Origin of the sequence: Ancylobacter rudongensis (assembly GCF_900100155.1) — a bacterium.
In the GTDB taxonomy this organism is placed as follows: domain Bacteria; phylum Pseudomonadota; class Alphaproteobacteria; order Rhizobiales; family Xanthobacteraceae; genus Ancylobacter; species Ancylobacter rudongensis.
The window spans coordinates 1-21,094 of sequence record NZ_FMTP01000009.1; the positions used below are offsets into that span (position 1 = coordinate 1).

General features: G+C 67.0%; 20 protein-coding genes and 1 tRNA gene. 1 reads left to right on the forward strand and 20 read right to left on the reverse strand.

Translation table 11 applies throughout. From position 1 onward, the window contains the following. Positions 1 to 628 precede the first annotated feature (628 nt). The 3 genes from BLO63_RS18170 to BLO63_RS18180 form a co-directional block, all read right to left on the reverse strand. Entirely contained in the window at positions 629 to 1,834 is a 1,206-nt protein-coding gene (locus tag BLO63_RS18170; protein ID WP_091443603.1) for an NAD-dependent formate dehydrogenase, read from the reverse strand. Positions 1,835 to 2,097: 263 nt separating this feature from the next. Further along, on the reverse strand, positions 2,098 to 3,009 hold the full coding sequence (locus BLO63_RS18175) for a LysR family transcriptional regulator (protein ID WP_091443605.1): 912 nt from the start codon (positions 3,007 to 3,009) through the stop codon (positions 2,098 to 2,100). Positions 3,010 to 3,065: 56 nt separating this feature from the next. Further along, entirely contained in the window at positions 3,066 to 3,998 is a 933-nt protein-coding gene (locus tag BLO63_RS18180) for a CHAD domain-containing protein (RefSeq protein WP_091443609.1), read from the reverse strand. Positions 3,999 to 4,151: 153 nt separating this feature from the next. On the opposite strand from BLO63_RS18180, the gene BLO63_RS18185 reads away from it, so the two are divergent. Beyond that, positions 4,152 to 4,228: transfer RNA gene (locus BLO63_RS18185), tRNA-Met, on the forward strand. A gap of 281 nt (positions 4,229 to 4,509) precedes the next feature. Here the strand turns inward: BLO63_RS18185 and cyoD are convergent. The 17 genes from cyoD to fliQ all read right to left on the reverse strand — a co-directional run bounded on the left by cyoD (position 4,510) and on the right by fliQ (position 21,091). Beyond that, a complete protein-coding gene (gene cyoD / locus BLO63_RS18190; protein WP_091443612.1) occupies positions 4,510 to 4,854 on the reverse strand; it encodes a cytochrome o ubiquinol oxidase subunit IV in 345 nt (114 codons plus the stop codon). After that, the gene (locus tag BLO63_RS18195; protein ID WP_091443613.1) at positions 4,851 to 5,483 is read right to left on the reverse strand and encodes a cytochrome c oxidase subunit 3; all 633 of its coding nucleotides are present in this window, start codon (positions 5,481 to 5,483) and stop codon (positions 4,851 to 4,853) included. Before BLO63_RS18195 ends, cyoD begins: the two co-directional genes overlap by 4 nt. Then, positions 5,480 to 7,609, reverse strand: coding sequence for a cbb3-type cytochrome c oxidase subunit I (locus BLO63_RS18200; protein WP_091443615.1), 2,130 nt, complete (start codon positions 7,607 to 7,609; stop codon positions 5,480 to 5,482). Before BLO63_RS18200 ends, BLO63_RS18195 begins: the two co-directional genes overlap by 4 nt. Beyond that, a complete protein-coding gene (locus BLO63_RS18205; protein WP_244517956.1) occupies positions 7,606 to 8,472 on the reverse strand; it encodes a ubiquinol oxidase subunit II in 867 nt (288 codons plus the stop codon). The genes BLO63_RS18200 and BLO63_RS18205 overlap by 4 nt, the downstream gene beginning before the upstream one ends. Before the next feature lie 385 nt (positions 8,473 to 8,857). Beyond that, the gene (locus tag BLO63_RS18210) at positions 8,858 to 9,670 is read right to left on the reverse strand and encodes a CheR family methyltransferase (RefSeq protein ID WP_091443618.1); all 813 of its coding nucleotides are present in this window, start codon (positions 9,668 to 9,670) and stop codon (positions 8,858 to 8,860) included. Beyond that, the gene (locus BLO63_RS18215) at positions 9,667 to 10,848 is read right to left on the reverse strand and encodes a protein-glutamate methylesterase/protein-glutamine glutaminase (protein WP_091443621.1); all 1,182 of its coding nucleotides are present in this window, start codon (positions 10,846 to 10,848) and stop codon (positions 9,667 to 9,669) included. Before BLO63_RS18215 ends, BLO63_RS18210 begins: the two co-directional genes overlap by 4 nt. Next, on the reverse strand, positions 10,845 to 11,225 hold the full coding sequence (locus BLO63_RS18220) for a response regulator (RefSeq protein WP_091443622.1): 381 nt from the start codon (positions 11,223 to 11,225) through the stop codon (positions 10,845 to 10,847). Before BLO63_RS18220 ends, BLO63_RS18215 begins: the two co-directional genes overlap by 4 nt. A 24-nt stretch (positions 11,226 to 11,249) precedes the next feature. Continuing rightward, positions 11,250 to 11,723: a chemotaxis protein CheW gene (locus BLO63_RS18225; RefSeq protein ID WP_091443624.1), complete on the reverse strand. Its 474-nt coding sequence runs from the start codon at positions 11,721 to 11,723 to the stop codon at positions 11,250 to 11,252. Next, on the reverse strand, positions 11,720 to 14,407 hold the full coding sequence (locus tag BLO63_RS18230) for a hybrid sensor histidine kinase/response regulator (protein WP_091443625.1): 2,688 nt from the start codon (positions 14,405 to 14,407) through the stop codon (positions 11,720 to 11,722). The genes BLO63_RS18225 and BLO63_RS18230 overlap by 4 nt, the downstream gene beginning before the upstream one ends. Before the next feature lie 59 nt (positions 14,408 to 14,466). Then, positions 14,467 to 16,140, reverse strand: a complete 1,674-nt coding sequence (locus tag BLO63_RS18235; protein ID WP_091443628.1) for a methyl-accepting chemotaxis protein — start codon at positions 16,138 to 16,140, stop codon at positions 14,467 to 14,469. Positions 16,141 to 16,162: 22 nt separating this feature from the next. Beyond that, a complete protein-coding gene (locus BLO63_RS18240) occupies positions 16,163 to 16,681 on the reverse strand; it encodes a hypothetical protein (RefSeq protein WP_091443630.1) in 519 nt (172 codons plus the stop codon). Next, entirely contained in the window at positions 16,678 to 17,043 is a 366-nt protein-coding gene (locus tag BLO63_RS18245; RefSeq protein WP_091443632.1) for a hypothetical protein, read from the reverse strand. The genes BLO63_RS18240 and BLO63_RS18245 overlap by 4 nt, the downstream gene beginning before the upstream one ends. Continuing rightward, entirely contained in the window at positions 17,040 to 17,537 is a 498-nt protein-coding gene (locus BLO63_RS18250; protein ID WP_091443634.1) for a rod-binding protein, read from the reverse strand. The genes BLO63_RS18245 and BLO63_RS18250 overlap by 4 nt, the downstream gene beginning before the upstream one ends. Before the next feature lie 39 nt (positions 17,538 to 17,576). Then, positions 17,577 to 17,978, reverse strand: a complete 402-nt coding sequence (locus BLO63_RS18255) for a hypothetical protein (protein ID WP_091443636.1) — start codon at positions 17,976 to 17,978, stop codon at positions 17,577 to 17,579. A gap of 3 nt (positions 17,979 to 17,981) precedes the next feature. Then, the gene (gene fliR / locus BLO63_RS18260) at positions 17,982 to 18,737 is read right to left on the reverse strand and encodes a flagellar biosynthetic protein FliR (RefSeq protein ID WP_091443638.1); all 756 of its coding nucleotides are present in this window, start codon (positions 18,735 to 18,737) and stop codon (positions 17,982 to 17,984) included. Further along, a complete protein-coding gene (flhA, locus tag BLO63_RS18265) occupies positions 18,734 to 20,818 on the reverse strand; it encodes a flagellar biosynthesis protein FlhA (protein ID WP_091443640.1) in 2,085 nt (694 codons plus the stop codon). The genes fliR and flhA overlap by 4 nt, the downstream gene beginning before the upstream one ends. Positions 20,819 to 20,824: 6 nt before the next feature. Next, a complete protein-coding gene (fliQ, locus tag BLO63_RS18270) occupies positions 20,825 to 21,091 on the reverse strand; it encodes a flagellar biosynthesis protein FliQ (protein WP_091443643.1) in 267 nt (88 codons plus the stop codon). Positions 21,092 to 21,094: the final 3 nt, after the last annotated feature.

Genomic DNA, 21,094 nt, shown 5'->3' on the forward strand with positions numbered 1-21,094 from the left:
CGCGAAGGCGCTCGGGCGAGGGCCGCCAGAGGCCGCCCGCCGCGCAACCGCGCCGCGCGCGACCCGAAACGCGCGCCTCCCGATGGCAAAAGCCAAACGCAATGAAGGTCATCGTCCCGTGCGAGTCTAGGGTTGGATCGACGCCGGCTTCAGGCCGGCGTCCCGCAAGATCGGGCGTTCCGGCGCTAACAGCGAGCCCCACACTGCGAAAATGAGCGCGGCGCTCCCTCCTGAGCCGACCGTAGCTCTCTCCTAGTCGCTGCCGCTGCCGGGGCCGAGTCTTGGAGGACACCATCACGCGTTTTGCCGGCGAAGCACCGTCACGAACGTCCGATGGATCAGCGCTGCGCTACCCCGCGCGTGCCGCACGCTCGACCCTTCCACCTCATCCCGCCAGCCGGCCATCCCGGCATCGCGTCCGGGACGGGGGGCGGGCGAGACAACAGGGCGGCCGAATGGTGGGCCACCATGGCTGCGACGGTGTGTCCGGCGGCGCGGCGGTGATGCAGCGCGGAATGGCACTCGGCAAAAAGAAAGCCGCCCGGCCTTGCGGCGGGCGGCGTGAGAGAGTTTCGGGAAGGATTCCGTCGCCCCTTCGCGGCGGGCAACGGAAGGTCGTAAGCGCGGCTCAGACCGCCTTTTTGAACTTGGCGGCCTCTTCCGAGCCGCCGGTGGCATTGCCCTTGGAATAGGAATGCGCCCCGGTGCCGGCGAGCGCTCCGCCCTGGACGATGAGATATTCGTCGCGGATCGCGCGGCCCTCGAAGAAGCATTCGAGGATCTCGCGGGTGCCGGCGGCGTAGCGGGCCTGGGCGGAGAGCGAGGTGCCTGAGATGTGCGGCGTCATGCCGTTCCACTTCATCGTCCGCCAGGGGTGATCGGCCGGCGCCGGCTGCGGGAACCAGACATCACCCGCGTAACCGGCGAGCTGGCCATTCTCCAGGGCGCGTGCCACCGCGTCGCGATCGCAGAGCTTGCCGCGGGCGGTATTGACGATATAGGCGCCGCGCTTGAACAGCTTCAGCGTCTCGTCATTGATCATGTGTTCGGTTTCGGGATGCAGCGGGCAGTTGAGCGTCACCACGTCGCAATGCGGGTACATCTCTTCGCGCGAGGCGTGCCAGGTGAGATTCAGCTCCTTCTCCACTGCGTCGGGCAGGCGGTGACGGTCGGTGTAGTGCAGCTTAACATCGAAAGGAGCGAGGCGGCGCAGCACGGCGAGGCCGATGCGGCCGGCGGCGACGGTACCGACGCTCATCGCTTCCAGATCGTAGGAATGGGCGACGCAGTCGGCTATGTTCCAGCCGCCCTGGCGGGCCCAGTCATGCGAGGGAAGGTAGTTTCGCACCAGGCCCAGGATCATCATCACCACATGCTCGGCGACGCTGATCGAGTTGCAATAGGTGACTTCTGCCACGGTGATGTTGCGGTCAATAGCCGACTGAAGATCGACGTGGTCCGAGCCGATACCGGCGGTCAGCGCCAGCTTGAGGTTCTTCGCCTTAGCGATGCGCTCGGGCGTGAGATAGGCCGGCCAGAAGGGCTGCGAGATAACGATGTCGGCGTCGACCAGCTCCTTCTCGAATACGGAATTGGGGCCGTCCTTGTCGGAGGTCACGACCAGCGTGTGGCCGTTGGACTCCAGATATTTGCGCAGGCCGAGCGCGCCGGACACCGAGCCGAGCAGATGGCCGGGGGTGAAGTCGACCGCCTTCGGCGTCGGCAGCGTCTGGCCACCGGGATAATGGTCGATCTTCGGCAGGTCGTCGCGGGCATAGGTCGTGGGGTAGCCGTCGATCGGGTCGTCGTAGAGCACGCAGAGAATCTTGGCCATCGGGCATTCCTCTCGTCAGGGTGAGCAGGGACGCTTCCGCCGCGCGACACGGCAGACCGCAAGCCGCCAGCCTCGCGCCGGCGTTGATTTGCTGTGGGGCCGCATTGACCCGCGAGGGGGCGGGGCGACGGGCGTCCTTCGTGCCGGTCCGGTGCGCAAGCCATGCTGTCCGCGCCGCCGACCGTCAGACAATGGGAGGCGCGGACAAAGAACTCAAATTGAAAGGGACGACCAATTGATAGATGGCGACAATGAAGTCGCGGCTATTTGAAGATATTCTCAATCGAACTTTCGCGCCCGAAGGATTGCGCCAGCTTGAGCAGCGCGCCGGCGACCGGGCTGAGCGGGTCGCGCTCGGACAGGACGAGGCCGATTGGCTGGACATGCACGGGATCGACGAGCGGCACGCCGACGAGGTCGGCGGACTCACCCAGCCCGCGAAAGCTGGCTTCCGGAACAATGCTGTTCCACGGCCCGCGCCGGACGAAGGACCACACGCCCATGAAGGAGTTGGTCTCGATCGCCGGTGTCGAAGCGATGCCGGCCTCAGCCATCACCTGGTCGATGATTCGGCGGTTCTGCATGTCCGGGGTGAGCAAGCACAGGGGCTGCGCCGCCGCCTCGGCCCAGCGCAGGCTGCGCCGACGTGCCAGCGGCTCGTCCGGGCGGGTGATGAAGACATAGTGCTCGCGGTAGAGCGGCAGGCGGCGCACCCGGTTCAGCGGCTCATTGTCGAGATAGGTGATGCCGGCGTCGAGCTCCATCTCGTCAAGGCCGCGCTGGATGGCGGCGGAGGAGAGGGTGAGCATCTGCACCTTCACCTCGGAGTGCCGGTGGCGGAACGGGGCCAGCAGGGCCGGCGCGGCCGCCGTGGCGGCGGGAATGGCGCCGATGCGCAGCGTGCCGGTGATCTGCCCTGAAGTCTCGACCTTTTCCTGCCGCAGGCTTTCATAATCGGCGGCGATCTGGCGGGCCCAGCCGAGCACCCGCTCGCCCTCCGCCGTGAAGCCGAGGAAGCGATGCCCGCGCACCACGATCGGCACGCCGAGCTCCTGTTCCAGCTTGCGGAGGCCGGCCGACAGCGTCGGCTGGGTGACGTGGCAGGCGTGCGCCGCCCGACCAAAGTGCTTCTCCCGCGCCAGCGCGACGAGATAGTGCATCTGCCGCACGAACATGGGCGTTTTCCGTGGTTGTCACAGGTTCTGCCGCGCCGTGGTGGGCGCAGGCGGCGTTATTTCCTTTCGGATACAGCAGACATATAGGCGGAAAGCCGCCGGCGGAAGGCCCTTGGTTTCTCCGCGAAAAGCCGGGCGTGCAGCAGCAGGGCGGAGTGGGCGAGCTTCTCCTGCCGGGCCTCGATCGCGGCAAGCAGCTGGGCGCGCCAGAGCGGCCCGCCATCGGCACGCATGGGGTGCGCCTCGGCCAAAGCGCGCAGCACGGAGAGGTCGTGATGCTTGCCGAGCTTGTCGCGCAGCCGCTGCAGCTGGTCCACCCACATCTGGCCGAGTGCCGGCCAGGCATGGATGACCAGCTCCATCTGGTAGCGCTGGGCGACGATTTCCTTGCGCAGCTCGTGCAGGCTTTCGTCGTCCTGCGGGTCGACCGCGCGGCCGGCGCGGCGCGCCCTAGCATAGCCGGCCGTCAGCGCGGCGGGGAGCGCCTTGTCGTCCAGCGCGGCACCCAGCCGGGGCAGAGCCTGCGCCAGCCGCGCCATCTCGGCCTCGAGCGCAGCCCGGTGCGCGCCCACGCCGGCATCGGCCGCGGGCGTCGCCGCCGGGGCGAAGGCGCGGCTGGCGGCGCGCCGCGCGGCGGCGGAAAGGTCCGCCTTGGCGACGAGATCGTCCAGCGCGTCCTCGCGGGCCGCCGTGTCGCGGGCCTGTGCCAGGTGCCGGGCGATCGCGGCGAGGGCCCGGCGCGACGCGCGGGCACGCTGGGCCACCGCGCGCTCGCGGGCCGCACCGGCCAGCCGCAGCAGCGCCCGCAGCCGCTTGAAACCCTTGCGCACGCCATGCACCGCCTTTACCGGATCGGCCAAGGCAAGCGCGGCGCGGGCCTCTTCCTGCGCCTCGTTCAGTGCGAGGGCGAGCCTCGACGGCGGTGCGGGAAGGGCGGCGGCAGGACTATCCACCGCTTCGGTGGCGATGTCAGAGAGCTTGTCCGGCATGAATTACCCTTCCGACGCAATTGGTTAGATGAGTTCTTCACTCTCGGCGCGACGATCCGATGACAAAAAGATAGCCCAGCCCCCTTTCAATTGGCCATGCGGATTGCTAGATACCCGCCGTCGGCAACGCGAACCGCGACGTGCCGGCTCTGACGCGGGGTGGAGCAGCCCGGTAGCTCGTCAGGCTCATAACCTGAAGGCCGCAGGTTCAAATCCTGCCCCCGCAACCAAACGATCGACAAAGCCCGCAACCTCGGTTGCGGGCTTTGTTGTTTTGGCGGTCTTTCTGATGGCATCCAAGGGCTTGGCGCTTGGTGCCTGCGAGGATGGTGCGCAGTTCGCCGTGCAATGCCGCGAACATCTCGCCTCGTTCATTACCGGGCGTCCGGCCGGTTCAACGCGTGGCACCGCCTCCATCCTGGTCTCAGGGCCACCACCGTTACGATTGGCAGGCCGCCGCGCGTCGCAAGGAGAGGACGCGCCGAATGTCCGGCGCATCCCGGCGCCGCGGTCAGGGCATCATGCGGACATGCTGGTCGTAGAGAATCCAGATGGTACCGGACACCATGATGAGCAGGATCAGCACGGTGAACAGGATCAGCAGCAGGTCGTCGCGGTGCGAGCGCTGAAGGTCGATGTGCAGGAAATAGCGCAGATGCACCACCGCCTGGATCAGGGCCAGCAGCCCCAGCCCGGCGAGCGCGGCGACGCCGCTGAGAAGGTCCAGCCACACCACGGCGAAGGCGCCCGTGGTCAGAGCCAGCGCCAGCACGAGGCCGATCACATAGGAGCGGCGCTCGTGTCCCTCGTCCTCACCCTCGATCACTGGCCGCTCGGCGGGAATGCGGTTGCTCATGACGCGACCCCGTAGAGGTAGACGAAGGTGAAGATGCCGATCCAGACCACGTCGAGCATGTGCCAGAACAGTGCCAGGCGCATCAGCCGCAGCTTCACCGGCGCGGTGAAGCCGAGGACGGCGATCTGGATCGACATGATCGCCATCCACACCAGGCCGGACGACACATGCAGCGCATGGGTGCCGGTCAGCAGGTAATAGGCCGATAGGAAGCCGCTTGCCTGCGGCGGCGCCGCATGCTGGGTGATCATCACGTAATAGTCGTGCAGTTCCATGGCGACGAAGGCGGCGCCGAGCACGCCGGTGAGGAGCAGCCACACCAGCACGCCGCGCCGGTCTTCGCGGTACTTCATCGCCAGAATGGCGAAGCCGAAGGCGAAGCTGGAGAGCAGCAGCAGCAGCGTCTCGACGAAGGCGGCGGTCAGGTCGAACACCTCGGCGGGCAGGGGCCCGTCGGCGATGCCCTGCACGCTCATCGCCGCATAGGTCGCGAACAGCACTGCGAACAGCACCAGATCGCTCATCAGGAAGATCCAGAAGCCGAACAGGACTTCCTCGGCCGCCTCGTGGCCTTCGGGGTCGGTGCCGGCGAGGTTCAGCCCGGGATGAAGGCGTTCGGAAAGGCTCATCGCGACACCTCCACGGCAGCGCCGGAGGCGAGGGCGCCCGCGCCGGCCTCCAGACTTTCCGGGATGGCCCGGCCCCTGTTGTCGGAGGTCATCTCCCGGTCGCGGGTCACGCCCGGCGTGGCGCGCACGGCGGCGAGGAAGGCCTCGTTCGCCGCCTTCACCGTCGCGGCGGGAACGGTCTCTTCCGTGTCCGTCTCGAAAGAGCGCACGATGACGACGACCCAGATCAGCACGAAGGAGGCGATCGCCAGCCACCAGATGTGCCAGACGAGGGCGAAGGCCCAGGCGCAGGCGAACAGGCCGATCAGCGGCGCCGTCGCCGTGTTGCGCGGCACCTCGATGTCCTCATAGGCCGCGGGCGAGCGATAGGCGGTGCCAGCCTTCTTGGCCTCGTAGAACGGGTCCTGCGAGGACACCTCGGGCAGCACGGCGAAGTTCCAGGCCGGGGGCGGCGAGGGGATCGACCATTCGAGCGCCCGCCCGTCCCAGGGATCGCCCAGCGGGGCGGCGAGCTGTGCGCGCTGGCGCACCGATACGACGATCTGCATCACCATCAGCGCGAAGCCGGCCAGGATGAGCGCGGCGCCGAGCATGGCGAGGGCGAGCCAGGGCACATAGTCGGGATTCGACCACATATAGGTCCGGCGCGTCGCGCCCATCATGCCCAGCCAGTAGAGCGGGAAAAACGCCAGCAGGAAGCCCGGCGCGAAGCACCAGAAGGAGGCGCGGCCCAGCCCTTCATGCAGCCGGAAGCCGAACACCTTCGGGAACCAGAACTGAACCGCCGCGAACATGCCGAACAGCACGCCGGGGATGATCATGTTGTGGAAATGCGCCACCAGGAACAGGGTGTTGTGGACTTGGAAGTCGACGCCGGGATTGGCCAGCAGCACGCCGGTCATGCCGCCGAGGATGAAGGTGAGCAGGAAGTTGATGTGGAACAGCATCGGCGTGGAGAAGCGGATGCGCCCGCCCACCATGGTCAGCAGCCAGTCATAGACCTTCACGCCGGTCGGCACGCCGATAATCATCGTGGCGATGCCGAAGATGGCGTTCACATTCGCGCTTTGGCCCATGGTGAAGAAGTGGTGCAGCCACACCGCGAAGGAGAGCACGGCGATGCACATGGTGGCGTAGACCAGCGAGGTGTAGCCATAGATGCGCTTGCTGGAGAAGGTGGCGACCACCTCCGACCAGACGCCGAAGGCCGGCAGGATCAGGATGTAGACTTCCGGATGGCCGAACAGCCAGAACAGGTTGGCGTAGTTCATCATGTTGCCGCCGTCGCCATTCGTGAAGAAATGGAAGCCGGCATAGCGGTCGAGGGCGAGCATGACGGTGGCGGCGGTCAGTGGCGCCATGGCGAAGATCATCAGGATCGACGTGCACAAGGTCGTCCAGGTGAACAGCGGCATGCGGAACAGCGTCATGCCGGGGCAGCGCTTCTTGTAGATCGTCACCGCGAAGTTGAGGCCCGTCAGCGTCGAGCCGATCGAGCCCAGCGACACCGCCCAGATCCAGTAGTCGACGCCCTCTCCCGGGCTGAACTCAATGCCGGTGAAGGGCGGATAGGCCGACCAGCCGCCGGTGGAGAACTGGCCCACCACCAGCGACACCATGATGAGCACGGCGCCCGCCATGGTCAGCATCAGCGAGATGGCGTTGAGCAGCGGGAAGGAGACGTCGCGGGCGCCGATCTGCAGCGGCATGACGTAGTTCATCAGCCCGGTGATGAACGGCATCGCCACGAAGAAGATCATGATCGTGCCGTGGGTGCTGAACAGCTGCCCGAAATGATCCGCCGACAGGAAGCCGGCGCCCTCCGTGGCGGCGAGCTGCTGGGCGCGCATCAGCGCCGCCTCGATCACCGCGCGGGCGAACATAACAAGCGCGATGGCGATGTACATGATGCCGACCTTCTTATGGTCGACGCTGGTCAGCCAGTCGCGCCACAGCGGCACCCACCAGCCCTTGACCGTCAGCAGGATGACGGTGGCGAGCGCGCCCAGCACGGCGATCGACCCCGCGCCCGAGGCGATGGCCTCGCTGAGCGAGGGGTTCTCGATCATCCCGGCGAAGACGAAGGAGTCCCAGGTGATCTGGCCGAATATCAGCTCCCAGTTCATTGCGCGGCCTCCGGCTTATGGTCATGGCCCTGGGCGGGCGCGGGCGAAGCGGGTATCGCCGCATGGCCGTCGTGCTGGAACATGCCGCGCGCGAAGCGCGCCATCACCTGGTTGAACAGGCCCGGGGTGAACTGGCTGTAGAGCACCGGCTCGTTCACCACGGCAGGGGGAAGCAGGTTGGTGTAGCCGGCGGCATCGAGCGCGGTTCCCCGGGCCTTCGTCGCCGCGACCCAGCCCTCGAAGGCGTCAGGGCTCATCACCCGTGTGGTGAAGGACTGGGTGGCGAAGCCGAGGCCGTTATACTGGGTGTTGCGCCCGGTGAAGTCGCCGGTCCTGTCGGCAATCAGGTTCAGCTGCGTCTGCATGCCCGCCATCGCGTAGATCTGCCCGGCGAGCTGCGGGATGATGAAGGACTGCATCACCGTGCCGCTGGTCAGTTTCAAGGTGATCGGCCGTCCCTCGGGCAAGGCGAGCAGATCCAGCGTCGCCACGCCCTGCTCGGGGTAGAGGAAGAGGAATTTCCAGTCGAGGGCCACCACCTCGACCACCAGAGGGTCAGGGCCGAGAGCGCGGTAGGGGTCGCCCTCGATCGTCTGCCGCCACAGCGCCGTGCCAAGGGCGACGACAAGCGCCACCGGGACGCCCCAGATGAGGATTTCGAGGCCCCAGTTGAACTCCCAGTCCGGCCGATAAGTGCCCTTGCCGCCGCGGCGGTAGCGCCACAGCACGATGGGCAGCACGACGAACATCGGCACGATGACGATGAGCATCAGCGCACTGATTACGCCGAAATGCGAGATCTGCGCCGAGGCGATAGGCCCGGCCGGTTCAAGGAAGCTGCCGGCGTAAGCGGTTCCCGGCAAAGCGATTCCCGAGATGGCTGCGGCGAGCAACCCGACTATTCCCCTCAGCGTCACGCTGCCCCCTTGCGACTGTTGCGCGCCATTGCGCGTGCGGCCTCTCATCCGGAGGTATCGGACAAACCCCGGCTGCAGGAAAGCACGAATGGAGACGGATATCATCGTGCCGCGCGGGAGATTGCGGAAAATTCATGGCCCGCTGACGACAGCCGCAAGGCGGCGCGCGTCACCGAGGAGCCGGGTCGCCAATGGCGAAACGCGGCGGCCGTCCGGGCGGGCGGCGGGGGAAGGATAGAGAACCCGCCTCTTCGCTTCCGGGAGGAGCCAGCGAAGAGGCGGGTGTTTCGGCCGAGGCCCGTTCAGTAGAGCGGGCTCAGCCGAAGCGAGTTCAGTTCTTGCGGATATAGAAGCCGTGCTGGCTTCCGGGCACCAGCTCCGAGGACAGGCCGAGCACGCTTTCGGCGCCCCCGAGCACGAGATAGCCGTCGCGCGCCATGACATTGGCGATGCGCCCGAGCACGTCTGTCTTCGTGGCCGCGTCGAAATAGATCAGCACGTTGCGGCAGAACACGATGTCGAACTGGCCGAGATGGCTGAAGGACTGCAGCAGGTTGAGCTTGGAGAAGCGTACCATGGAGCGGATGTCGGCGTTGATCCGCCACATCTGCTCCTCCTGGCTGAAGCACTTCAGGAGATAATGCACCGGCAGGCCCCGTTGCACCTCGAACTGGGTGTAGACGCCCTCCTTGGCCCGCTCGATCACCTCGGCGGACAGGTCGGTGGCGACGATCTCGACCCGCCGGCCGCCGAGAAGCCGCTCATTGTCACGCAGCAGCATGGCAATGGAATAGGGCTCCTGCCCGGTGGAAGCGGCCGCGCACCAGATGCGCAGCGGCTGGCCGGCCGGGCGGCGGGAGATCAGGTCCGGCAGGATCAGCGAGGTCAGCTGATCGAAGGGCCGCTTGTCGCGAAAGAACAGCGATTCGTTGGTCGTCATCGCTTCGATCACCGCCTCGGCCAGCGGAGAGGCTCCCCGCTCGCGCAGCGCGGCAACGAGCTGCGTGACGCCGGGCACCGCCGCCTTCCTCATCACGGGTTCGAGCCGAGTCTCCAGCAGGTAGCGCTTGTCGTCGGTGAGGGCGAGCCCCGACTTGTCCTTGAGAAAGCGCCGCAGGAACTCGAATTCGGAGGGGGCAATCATTCGCGGCCCCCTATCAGCATTCGGCTGACCCGCGGCCCGATCTCCCCCATGGGAAGTATGCCGGCGCAGGCGCCAATCGCCACGGTGGCGCCCGGCATCCCCCAGACGACGCTTGTTTCCTCGTCCTGGGCGATCACGCTGCCGCCGTGTTCGGCGATCTTCAGCGCCCCGCGGGCACCATCGCTGCCCATGCCGGTGAGCACCACGGCAAGGGCGGAGGCGCCGTAAATGCCCGCGACCGCCTCGAACATCGGGTCGACGGCCGGCTTGCAGAAGTTCACCGGCGGGCCGTCAAGCAGCCGGATCTTGCTGGTGCCGGCGGCGCGGACGATGTCCATGTGCAGCCCGCCGGGGGCGACATAGATCTGGCCAGGCACAAGTTCCTCGCCGTCGCGCGCCTCGGCGCAACGCCGGCCGGAGGCGCGGGCGATGTGCTCGGCGAGAATGGCGGTGAAGGTCGGCGGCATGTGCTGAACGACCAGCACGGGCACATTGCTGATGGCCGTGCCGATGTCGGTGAACAGCCGGGTCAATGCCTGCGGGCCGCCAGTGGAGCTGCCGATAGCGAGAAGGCCGGGCGGCATCATCGAATAGGCGCGCAGCTTGCCGCCGGGGCGGGGCGCGGCCGGTGTCGGCGCCGACACGGGTTGGGTCGACGGCGCTGCGCCTCCACCCGCTGCCGGCACCCCGACGGGCGGCCGGGGCAGCGTGCGACGCCGCACGCGCTGGCCAAGGCTGCGCGTCTTCGCCAGCAGGTCGGCGCGGAATTCTTCCGCCGCGACCGGGCCGCGAGCGGCATCCGGTTTCGGCAGATAATCGGCCGCCCCGAGCGTCAGCGCCCGGAGGCTGATCTCTGCACCACGGCGGGTCAGGGCCGAGGCCACCAATACCGCTGTACCGGCCTTGCGCTCAAGGATGAGCGGCAGGGCGGTGAGGCCGTCCATATCGGGCATTTCGAGGTCGAGGATGACCACGTCGGGCTGCGCGCGCTGGACGTCGTCGGCGGCGCGCCGACCGTTCGGATGGACGGCGACGACGCTGAACTCGCCGGTTTCGCCAAGCCAGTTGCTGAGGATGCCGCGCATGAACACGGAATCATCGACGATCATCACCTTGATGGGAGGGCCCGCCGACTGCGGCGTACCGCCCGAGGAGCCCGTGGGGCGTGCGAGGCTCATGTGGGCTCTTCCTCCAGCAGGCCGACCTCGACGAGCTTTTCCCGCAGGATGTCGGCGTCGAACGGCTTCATGATGTATTCGTCGGCGCCGGCCGACAGGGCACTGGCGATATGGGCGGCGTCGTTGTGCGTGCTGCAGAACACCACGCGCGGCGCGGCGCCGCCGGCTTCGCCGCGCAGCAGTTCCAGGAACTCGAAGCCCGTCACTTCAGGCATGTTCCAGTCGAGCAGGATACCGTCCGGCATGTGCTGCCGGCACCGATGAAGCGCCACGGCGCCGTTCTCGGCCTCCTCCACCCTGAAGGACCAGGTTTCCAACATGCGGCGCGCCGCCTTGCGCACAACGGTGGAGTCGTCAACGACAAGAAAGGTCTTCATCAGCTTCGTTCCCGGCTGAGTTGGTCACGCCGCGCTCCGTGCGCCACCGACGGTGGCGAGAACGCGTTCGACGTCGAGCACCACGAGAAGCTCTCCCTCCAGGCGGTGGACGCCCTCCGAGAACTGCATCCACTCTTCGTCGAGGTTCGGCGGGTTGCTGTCATAGGTGCTGGGATCGAGGAGCAGCACGTCTCCGATCCCATCGATGAGCAGGGCGAAGGCTTCGCCCGTGCGCTCGATGCCGACCGCCATGCGGGCAAGGCTGACATCAGCCAGGCCGAGCAGGCGGCGCATATCGATCATGGTAACGATCCGACCGCGCAGGTTCAGTACCCCGTCGATCTCGCGCGAGGCGAGCGGTACGGGCGTGATCTGGTCGGGGACGAAGACCTCGTTGACCGCCGAGATCGGCAATCCGAAAAGCTGTCCACCGATGCGCACGGTGACGTATTGGTGGGCGTCGCTTCGCCTCTCCACATTGACAGCGGGCGTGCTCATGCCGCCTTCTCCTTGTCCTCTTGGGCCGCAAATTCGCGCAGCGCGGCGAGAAGGCCGTTGCGGTCGAACTTGGCCACATAGTCGGTGAATCCGGCCAGATGGCCGCGTTCGATGGATTCCGGGTTGCGCCCGGCCGCGATGGCGATGATCGGCAGGTCATGCATGTGCAGTTCGCTGCGCACGCGTTCGGCGAAGCCGATGCCGTCGATGCCGCGCAGGTCGACCTCGCTGACGACCGCGTCGAAGTGCGTGTCGCCAGAGAGTTTCTCCAGCGCCTCGCTGGCGGAGTTGCAGGTGGTCACCATGTAGCCATTGCCCTTCAGCACCGGCTCGAGCATGGCGCGATGGAAGGCGTTGTCGTCCACGAGCAGCAACCGGCCGCTGCGGTCATGAGCGTGCCCGACGGGAATGTCGAAGTTGTCGCCGAAGGCACGCTGCATGAAGTACGCGACGTCGATCACCTCGGTGGCCGTGCCGTTGATGATCGCCCCGCCCATGATGTCCGCGGAGCCCGAGGACAGCTTGAGCTCGAACTCGGTCTCGACGATATCGACGATCTCGTCGACGAAGAGGCCCATGGTCCGCTCTCCTTCCGAGAAGATGAGCAGGGGCTGCTTGCCGGAGGTCTTCCGCTCCACCTCATCGTTGGCGTAGAGGATCGGGATGAGCGTGCCGCGATACTGCGCCACGCAACGGTCCGACAGGCTCTCCACTTCCCCGGCGTCGAGTTCCTCGAGACGGGTGACGAGGGCGAGCGGTACCGCCTTGATGCCCTGCGCGCCGGCCCGGCAGAGCACGAGCGACATCTTGTTGGAATCGGCCTCGGCGCCCGCGTGCGCCTCGTTCTTGCTGGTGCCCCCCGTTTTGTCGGACCGGGTGGCCGCGATCTGGGACAGGCCGTTGGGATCGATGATCATGATGACACGCCCGTCGCCGAGGATGGTGCTGCCCGACACCAGGGAGATGCCGCGCAGCACTGAGGCGAGCGGCTTCACCACGATTTCCTCGGTATGCGAGACGCTGTCGACCACGACGCCGAAGCGCTGGCTGCCGACCTGCATGACCACGATCAGCTCGCCCTCGGGCCGTTCACCCCAGTGGCAGGACAGGCCCATCACCGCGCCGAGATCGATGATCGGCAGCAACCGATCGCGCAGGCGCAGCACATGGGATTGCTTGATGAAGCTCAGCGAATGCTCGCTGTCGCTGCGCACCCGCACCAGTTCCACCACGGAGGTCTGCGGCAGGGCGAAGCGCTCGCCGGTGGTCTCGACAATCAGCGCCGGGACGATGGCGAGGGTGAGCGGAATCTTGATGGTGAAGGTCGAGCCCTCGCCACGCTTCGAGCGCACGTCGACCGTGCCGCCGATCGCCTCGATATTGCAGCGCACCACATCCATGCCGACACCACGGCCGGACACGCTCGTGACCTGCTGCGCGGTGGAGAAGCCGGCATGGAAGATGAAGCGATAGAGCTGCGCGTCGGCCATGCGCGCGGCATCGGCTTCCGAGCACAGGCCGTTTTCGATCGCCTTGGCGCGGATGCGGGCGATATCGAGCCCGCGCCCGTCATCGGAGATCTCGATGATGACATGGCCGCCTTCATGGTAGGCGGACAGGCGGATGGTGCCCTTTTCCGGCTTGCCGGCCAATCGGCGCATCCCGGGCGTCTCCAGCCCGTGGTCGGCCGAATTGCGCACCATGTGGGTGAGCGGGTCCTTGATCTGGTCGAGCAACTGGCGGTCGAGTTCGGTCTCGGCGCCGTGCTGTTCCAGCTCGATATGCTTGCCGAGCTCCTGGGCGAGATCGCGCACGATGCGGGGCAGCTTCTGCCACGCATTGCCGATCGGCTGCATGCGGGTGCGCATCACCGCTTCCTGCAGCTCGCCGGTGACGGTGGAAAGCCGCTGCAGCGGGCTCTTGTAGTCGCTGTCCTCGTTGCGGCGGCTGATCTCCATCAGCTGGTTGCGGGTCAGCACCAGTTCGGAAACCATCGTCATCAGATGCTCGAGCACCGAGACGCTGACGCGGATGGTCTGCGCCGCAGCGGCCGCTGCCGGGTCGGCCGCTGCGGCCGGGGCGTGCTCGGCCTCGGGCGCGGTGGCCACCAGCTGCGGCACGGGCGCCAGGGCAGGCGCGGGCGTCGGCGCCGACGCCTTCGGCCGGGCCTCCACCGCCGTCTCGCGGAACATGCGCTCCAGCTCGTCGAGCGGCACCTCGCCCGGCAGCAGTTCGCGCTCAAGCGAGACCACGACGGCCGGCTCGGCTTTCGCCGGCGGGGCCGGTGGCGGGGTCGGCGCAGCCGGCTCCTGGGCGGCTTCCGCTTCCAGGGCCGAGATCAGGTCTTCATCCGCGCCGGGAGGCTCCACGCCGTCGCTGCGCTCGATTTCGGCCAGGATGAGCTTGATCCGGTCGATGGTCCGCAGGATCAGATCCACCGCACCCGACTTTACCGGGCGACCGTTGCGGAACTCGTCCATCAGCGTCTCGGCGGCGTGCGCGAGGCGCGCCAGCCGGGTCAGGCCGATAAAGCCGCAGGTGCCCTTGATGGTGTGCACGAGGCGGAAAATGCTGTTGAGGATGTCCCGGTTGTTCGGGTCGGTTTCGAGCTTCAGAAGTTCGCCGTCGGCGACATCGAGGCTTTCGCCGGTTTCGGTCAGGAATTCGCGGAGCAGGTCGTCCATGACACTCACTGGATTCGGGTGATCTGGAGAGGCCGGCGCCCTGAGGCGCCGGCCAGGGCTCAAGCGGCGCGGATGCGTTCGATGAAGGTGTCGAACTGCGTACGCAACCGGGTCGCCTGCGACGACAGATCTGCGGCGGAGCGCACGATCTCGGCCGAGACCCGCCCAGTGTCGGCGGCTGCGACGCTGACCGTGGAAATGCTGGAGGAAACCTCCTGCGTGCCCTGGGCCGCCTGGTGGACGTTCTGCGCGATCTCGCCGGTCGCCGCGCCCTGCTCGTCGATGGAGGTGGCGATGGCGCTGGAGATTTCGTCGATGCGGCGAATGGTGCCAGAGATGTTTTCGATCGCCCGCACCACGTCGTTGGTGGCGCCCTGGACGGCGGCGATCTGCGAGGAAATCTCGTCGGTCGCCTTCGAAGTCTGCTCGGCGAGGGTCTTCACTTCCATCGCGACGACGGCGAAGCCACGCCCCGCATCGCCCGCCCGCGCCGCCTCGATGGTGGCGTTGAGGGCCAGCAGGTTGGTCTGCGAGGCAATGTCGGTGATGAGGTTCACCACCTGCCCGATGCGCTGGGCGCTGGTGGCGAGACCGCGCACCACATCGGCGGTGCCGGTGGCCTGTTCGGTGGCCTCGCCGGCGATCTTCGCGGCGGTGGACACCTGGTGGCCGATCTCGCGCACCGAGGCGGCGAGTTCTTCTGCGGCGGAAGCGGCGATCTGCACATTGCCGGTCGCCTGCTCGGCCGCCGCGGCGACGACGGTCGACTGGCGGCTGGTCTCATCGGCCGACGAGCTCATGCTGGAGGCCGAATGCTCCAGCTGGGTGACGGCGGCGGCAACCGAGCGGACGACGCCGGAAATCTCGCTGTCGAAGCGATCGGCGAGATCGCGCATGGCGACCCGCTTTTCAACTTCGACCCGCTCGGCATTGCTGGCCTGCTCGGCGCGCAGGCGCTCGGCGTCGCGCAGCGTGCCGAGAAGTTCGCCGGTGGAGCGCCAGAGCTCGCCGATCTCGTCATTGCCGGCGTTAGTTTCGATCTCGACGTCGAGATTGCCGTCGGCGACCGCCTTCACGGTCTCGATCACCCGGCGGATGGGGCGGCTCAGCGTCACGACGCCGATATAGAGGCCGGTGCCGATGCCGATCAGAAGGCCGATCGCGGTGGTCATGGCGATGATGATCTCGGACCAGACCTTAACCGTGTTGAACTCCTCGCGGACCGGTTCGGTCAGGCCGCGCAGCCGCTCGACATGCTCGTTGAGCGACGCCTGCAGCGCCTTGCGATTGGCGCGGTTGGCCTCGTTGTTGCCCTGCACATTGGCCGCCTGCGGGCCTTCCTGGGTGGCGAGGCGAGCTGTCTCGGTACGGAAGGTGACGAACTCGGCAACATCCTTGGCGACCGGACCGAAGCTGGAACGGACCGTCTCGTCCTGGCTCGCTTCGACGTCCTGGGCGGTTTCCTGCAGCTTATCGAGGGTGCGCTTGATGCCAGCGACGAAGGGCTTGGCGGCGTCGGTGTCCGCCGACATGTAGACGCCGCGCGCGTCCATCACCACGGCGCTGACGAGACCGTTGATGCGTTCGGCCAGGAAGGCCTGGTGGTTCAACTGGTCGAGCTGATTGGAAAGGCGGGCCTCGTAATTGAGCGTGTAGATCGAGATGCCGCCGACGAGCGCGGTCGTCAGACCGAGCGTGGCGATGATGGTGTAGATTTTGCCGGTGATCTTCATGAGGACATTTCCGGATTGAGGCTCAATGGGTTGCTTTTTCGCCTGAGGCGGCGGGTGTCTTCTTCGGCGCGGCGCCGGAACGATCGACAAGTGCGCGTATTTCGGACTTGTCGATGTAATTGATGCCGTCGACGAGTATTTCGTTGATAACCTCGCCGTTCAGCTTTTCATTTACCTTTGTCCGGATGTTGCTCAGCATTTCGGCCAGGTTGTACTTGGACAATTTACCGAATTCGACACGGCCGTCCGTGTATATTTCGTGGAACGCAGCGTTGGTGACGAAGATCTGCGGCTCTATCGGCAGCTTGCGCAGCGTTTCAGCGTCGGCGGTGAAGACCAGCTTGGCGATCACGTAGCCTCGCACCGAGCCGTCGATGATCATCGGCACGTTGATCGGTTCAAGCCGGCGGTATTCGAGCCCTGCGAGATAGGGTTGCTCGTCCTTGCCGCCGGAGGAGCCGGCCATCCAGTAGGCGCCGCCATAGCTTGCCAGCAGCGTGACCAGGCAGACCCAAAGGCCGATGAACAGCAGGCGCATCATCGCGAGGCGTGCCTCGTGACCTGCGCGAACGAGTAGGTCCCGTCCGAGTCGGCCTCGCCCATCTCGCGGCCGAGAATGGCGGCGATTTCCTGCGCGGCGGAAAGGTGGATGCTCAGCATGTCCTGATTTTCCAGGAGCTTGCCGCGCAGGCTGGCCAGCCGCGCGGGCAGCGCGCCGTCCAGCGCCTCGGGCAGGGAGCGGATGGCGCGCGTCAGTTCCAGCAGGCTGCGGCTCTTGCGCCGGTTGATCTCCTCGAAATCGAGCGGCCGGCGCTGGCTGAGCGCGGCCGTTTCTTCCTCGACAGCCTCTTCGAGCCGGTCGAGCAGGCCATGCAGCGTCACCAGGGCGGGATTGGCGCTCATGCTGCGTCCTGCCCGCTCCGTACCGAGGCAAGGTGCTGCGCAAGGCCGACGCCGCCCGATTTGGCGACCTCGTCGGCGATGCGCTCGGCGAGCATCGAGCGCCAGACCTGCCCGGCGGTGCCGGCGCCGAACAGGGTTGCGCTGGATTTGGGCAGAAGCTGCTCGACAAAGCCGCTCAGCACCATCGCCTCGAAGCGCTGATAGGGGGAGGGCGTGCCGGCCGGCTCGCGCGAGGACAGCGCGGTGGCGTTGGACAGCGTTCGCGCCGAGAACGTGCCGAGCGGGCTTCCCCCTTCGCCCAGGGCGACGGGGGCGGCGTTCTCGTCGGCGAGGGCGTCGTCGAAGCGCGGCCCTTCGACCGCTGCGCTGCCCGACGCGGCGCTGGCCGTGGCAGACGCGACCTGCCGCAGCCGCGCGGCCATGGCCTGGGCCTTCTGCGGATCGGCGGCCTTCACCACGTCGAGAAGGATGTCGGACGGAGGTTGGATGCTCATCGGCTGCACCATTTCATTTGACCGGTGCAGCCTCGCAGATCAGGCTGGCGGGAAGCTTGCGCCCCCCCGGGCGATGAACGCCTCCAGCGCTTCGTCGAGGCTGGCCCGCTCCTCGGCGGCTTGAGCGTTCTCCTTGGCCTTGCCGGTCATGCGTTCGGCCCGCTTCAGCCGCATGGCGGCTTCCAGCGCCACGGCCCGTTGCACCGCCGCCTCATGCTGCAGGCGGCCGATCTGCACATCGAGCGCGCGCAGGCGCGGCGCCGCGAGGGCGATGACGAAGGGCGCGATGGCTTCGTTGTTCAGGACCGCCATGATGTCCCGCCGCTCCCGCTCGACCTCGGCCTGCGCCCGTTCGAGCCGGGCGAGCGCGCTCTCGGCACGCTGGTGCATCTGTCCCTGCACGGCCTCGATCCGGCGTGCCTTGCGCAGAGGGGCAATCATCGCTCAGCCTTTCGCCAGCCAGGAGGTGAACGCCTCCATGAACATTCTCAGCACGTCGTCGACGGTCACATAGAGCAGCAGCAGCCCACCGGCCGTGACCATGGGCATGGCGATGAAATAGACCGGGATCTGCGGGGTGAGCTTGTTGATCAGGCCGACCGCAAGGTTCACCACCACCGAATAGACCAGGAACGGGCTCGCCAGCCGCAGGCCGAGCAGGAAGGTGTCGCTCAGCCGGTCGACGAACAGGCCGAGCGAGCCGCCCGCCGGGAAGGCGCCGGCGGGCGGCAGGCGGGAATAGGATTCGACGATCGCCCGCAGGATTTCCCAGTGCTGCTCGGTGGCGAACAGCAGCGCGGTGGCGGACAGGGTCATCAGCGTGGCGATTTCCGGCATCTGGCCGTCGTCCTCGCCCATCATGCTTGAGGGAGTGGACAGGCCAACGGCCTGCGCCGCCGCCGTCATCAGGGTCTGGAGGGCGAGGAAGAAGATGCGGGCCAGCAGGCCGATCATGCCGCCCGTCGCCAGCTCGCCGCCGATCGCCAGCAGCAGCTGGGCCTGCGACAGGCCCGCCACCGTGCGGGCGATGTCGTCGCCGAGCAACGGGGTGAGGGCGTAGGAAATGGCGAGCGCCAGGAACAGCCGGATCTTGGCCGGCAGCCGGCTGCTGGAAAAGGCCGGCATCAGCATGAAGCAGGCGCCGATGCGGCAGAAAATGAGGAAAGCCGCGACCAGCGGCGCCTCGGTGAGCGTGTTCACGCGATGGACCCGAGCGAGGCGATCTCGACCCCGCGCGCGATCTCCACATGCGAGAGCACCGGCAGGGCGGGGAACATGCGCTCGATGATCATCCGGACATAGGGGCGGGCATCGGGTGCGGTGACGAGGGCGAAGCTGCCGGCGCTGCGCATCCGCTCGCGGATAGCCGCAGAGGCCTCGGTGCCGAACTGCTCGACCAGGCGCGGGTCGATGTCGAATTCCGCCACCTCGCCCTTGGCGTCGCGCTTCAGCGCCTCATGGAAGGTGAGGTCCCACTTGCCGCCCAGGCGCAGCACCTTGAGCACGCCGCCCTCGGAAAGGTCGCCGCAGATCTGCTGCGCCATCCGCATCCGCACATGCTCCACCACCTGCTCGGAGCGCCGCGCATGCGGCACGATTTCGGCGATGGCCTCGAGGATGAGGTGCAGGTTGCGGATCGACACACGCTCGGCCAGCAGCAGCTTCAGCACCGCCTGCAGACCGGAATAGGAGATCTGCGAGGGGCACATGTCCTCGATCAGCCGCTTGTATTCGGGATCGAGCCGCTCCAGCAGCGCCCGCATGTCCTTGTAGGAAAGGAGCTGCGCCAGATTGTTCGAGACCACCTCGCTGACATGGGTGAGCATGATCGAGAGCGCGTCGATCGGGGCGAAGCCCTCGCGCTTGACCTCCGCCGCATAGGATTCGGAGACCCACAGCGCCTTCATGCCGAAGGCCGGCTCGCGGGTCTCGTCGCCGGGCACGTCCGGGCGCGGGCCTTCGCCGATCACCACCAGCGCTTCGCCGATCCGCATTTCATGCCCGGTGATGGCGGTGCCGTGCAGCTTGATCTGGTAGTTCTTGGCCGGCAGGGTAAGCCCTTCCGAGACCTTGATGTCGGGCACCACGAAGCCGTAGCGCTCGGCGAATTTGCGTCGCATCTTGCCGATGCGGTGGGCCAGCTCCGCCGGGTTGCGCAGCACGATGGTGGCGAGCTGCTTGCCGACGGCAACCTCGACCTCGGCGGTGCGCAGCGATTCCCGCACCGAATCCTTGCTCTCGGCGGCAACCTGCTGTTGCAGCTGCGCCTCGCGGCTCCGCTCCGCCTCCTGCTCGCGGGCGAGGTGCAGGGGCACCTTGTAGGCGATGAAGGCGAGGATGGCACCGAGCGCCGCGAACGGAACGAGCGGAAGGCCGGGCACCAGTGCCAGGCAGAACATCAGGGCGGCGGCGACAAAGAGCGCGCGCGGATAGGCGCCCAGCTGGCCCAGCACCGCCTTTTCGGTGGCTCCCCGCGTGCCGCCCTTGGAGACGAGGAGGCCGGCGGCCAGCGAGACGATCAGCGCCGGGATCTGCGAGACCAGCCCGTCGCCGACGGAAAGGCGGGTGAAGACGTCCGCCGCCTCGCGCAGCTCCATCTCGTGGCGGGTCACGCCGATGATGATGCCGCCGAAAATGTTCACGGCGATGATGATGAGGCTGGCCACCGCCTCGCCGCGCACGAATTTCGAGGCGCCGTCCATCGAGCCGAAGAAGGAGCTTTCCTCCTCCAGCTCGCTGCGCCGGCGCTGCGCTTCCTTGTCGTCGATAAGGCCGGCATTGAGATCGGCGTCGATCGCCATCTGCTTGCCGGGGATGGCGTCGAGGGTGAAGCGCGCGCCGACCTCGGCGATGCGGGTCGCGCCCTTGGTGATGACGAGGAAGTTGACCGTGATCAGGATGACGAAGACGACGATGCCGATGACGAAATCGCCGCTCATCACCAGCTGCGAGAAGCCGCTGATGATATGCCCGGCGGCGTGAACGCCATCGCCGCCCTCCGCCAGGATCAGGCGGGTGGTGCCGATGCCCAGCGCCAGGCGCAGCAGGGTGGCGATCAGCAGGACGGTGGGGAAGGCGCTGAATTCGAGCGGCTTCTGAATCCACAGCGATACCATCAGGATAAGCACTGACAGCGCAATGGAAAGTGCCAGCCCGAGGTCGATGAGGGGGGCGGGGATCGGGAGAAAGAGGACGGTGAGGATGGCAACGATGCCGACCGCAAAGCCGATATCGCGCCGGGAGGCGCGTGCGGCGGCAGGGGCAGCGGTCAATGCGCTCATGATGCTCTAGAATCCGGTGCCGATCCGGCCGTAGATTTCCTGGGTGAAGGCAAGAATCTGCTGGCCGATGAACGTGGCGGTCAGTGCGGTGACGACGAGCACCGCGATGATCTTGGGGATGAAGGTGAGGGTGACTTCCTGCACCTGGGTCAGCGCCTGGAACAGCGCCACCGCGATGCCGACCAGCATCGCCACCGCGACGGCCGGGCCGGAGGCGATGATGATGGTCCAGATCGCGGACTGGACGATGTCGAGGGCGTCGGCCTCGTTCATCGC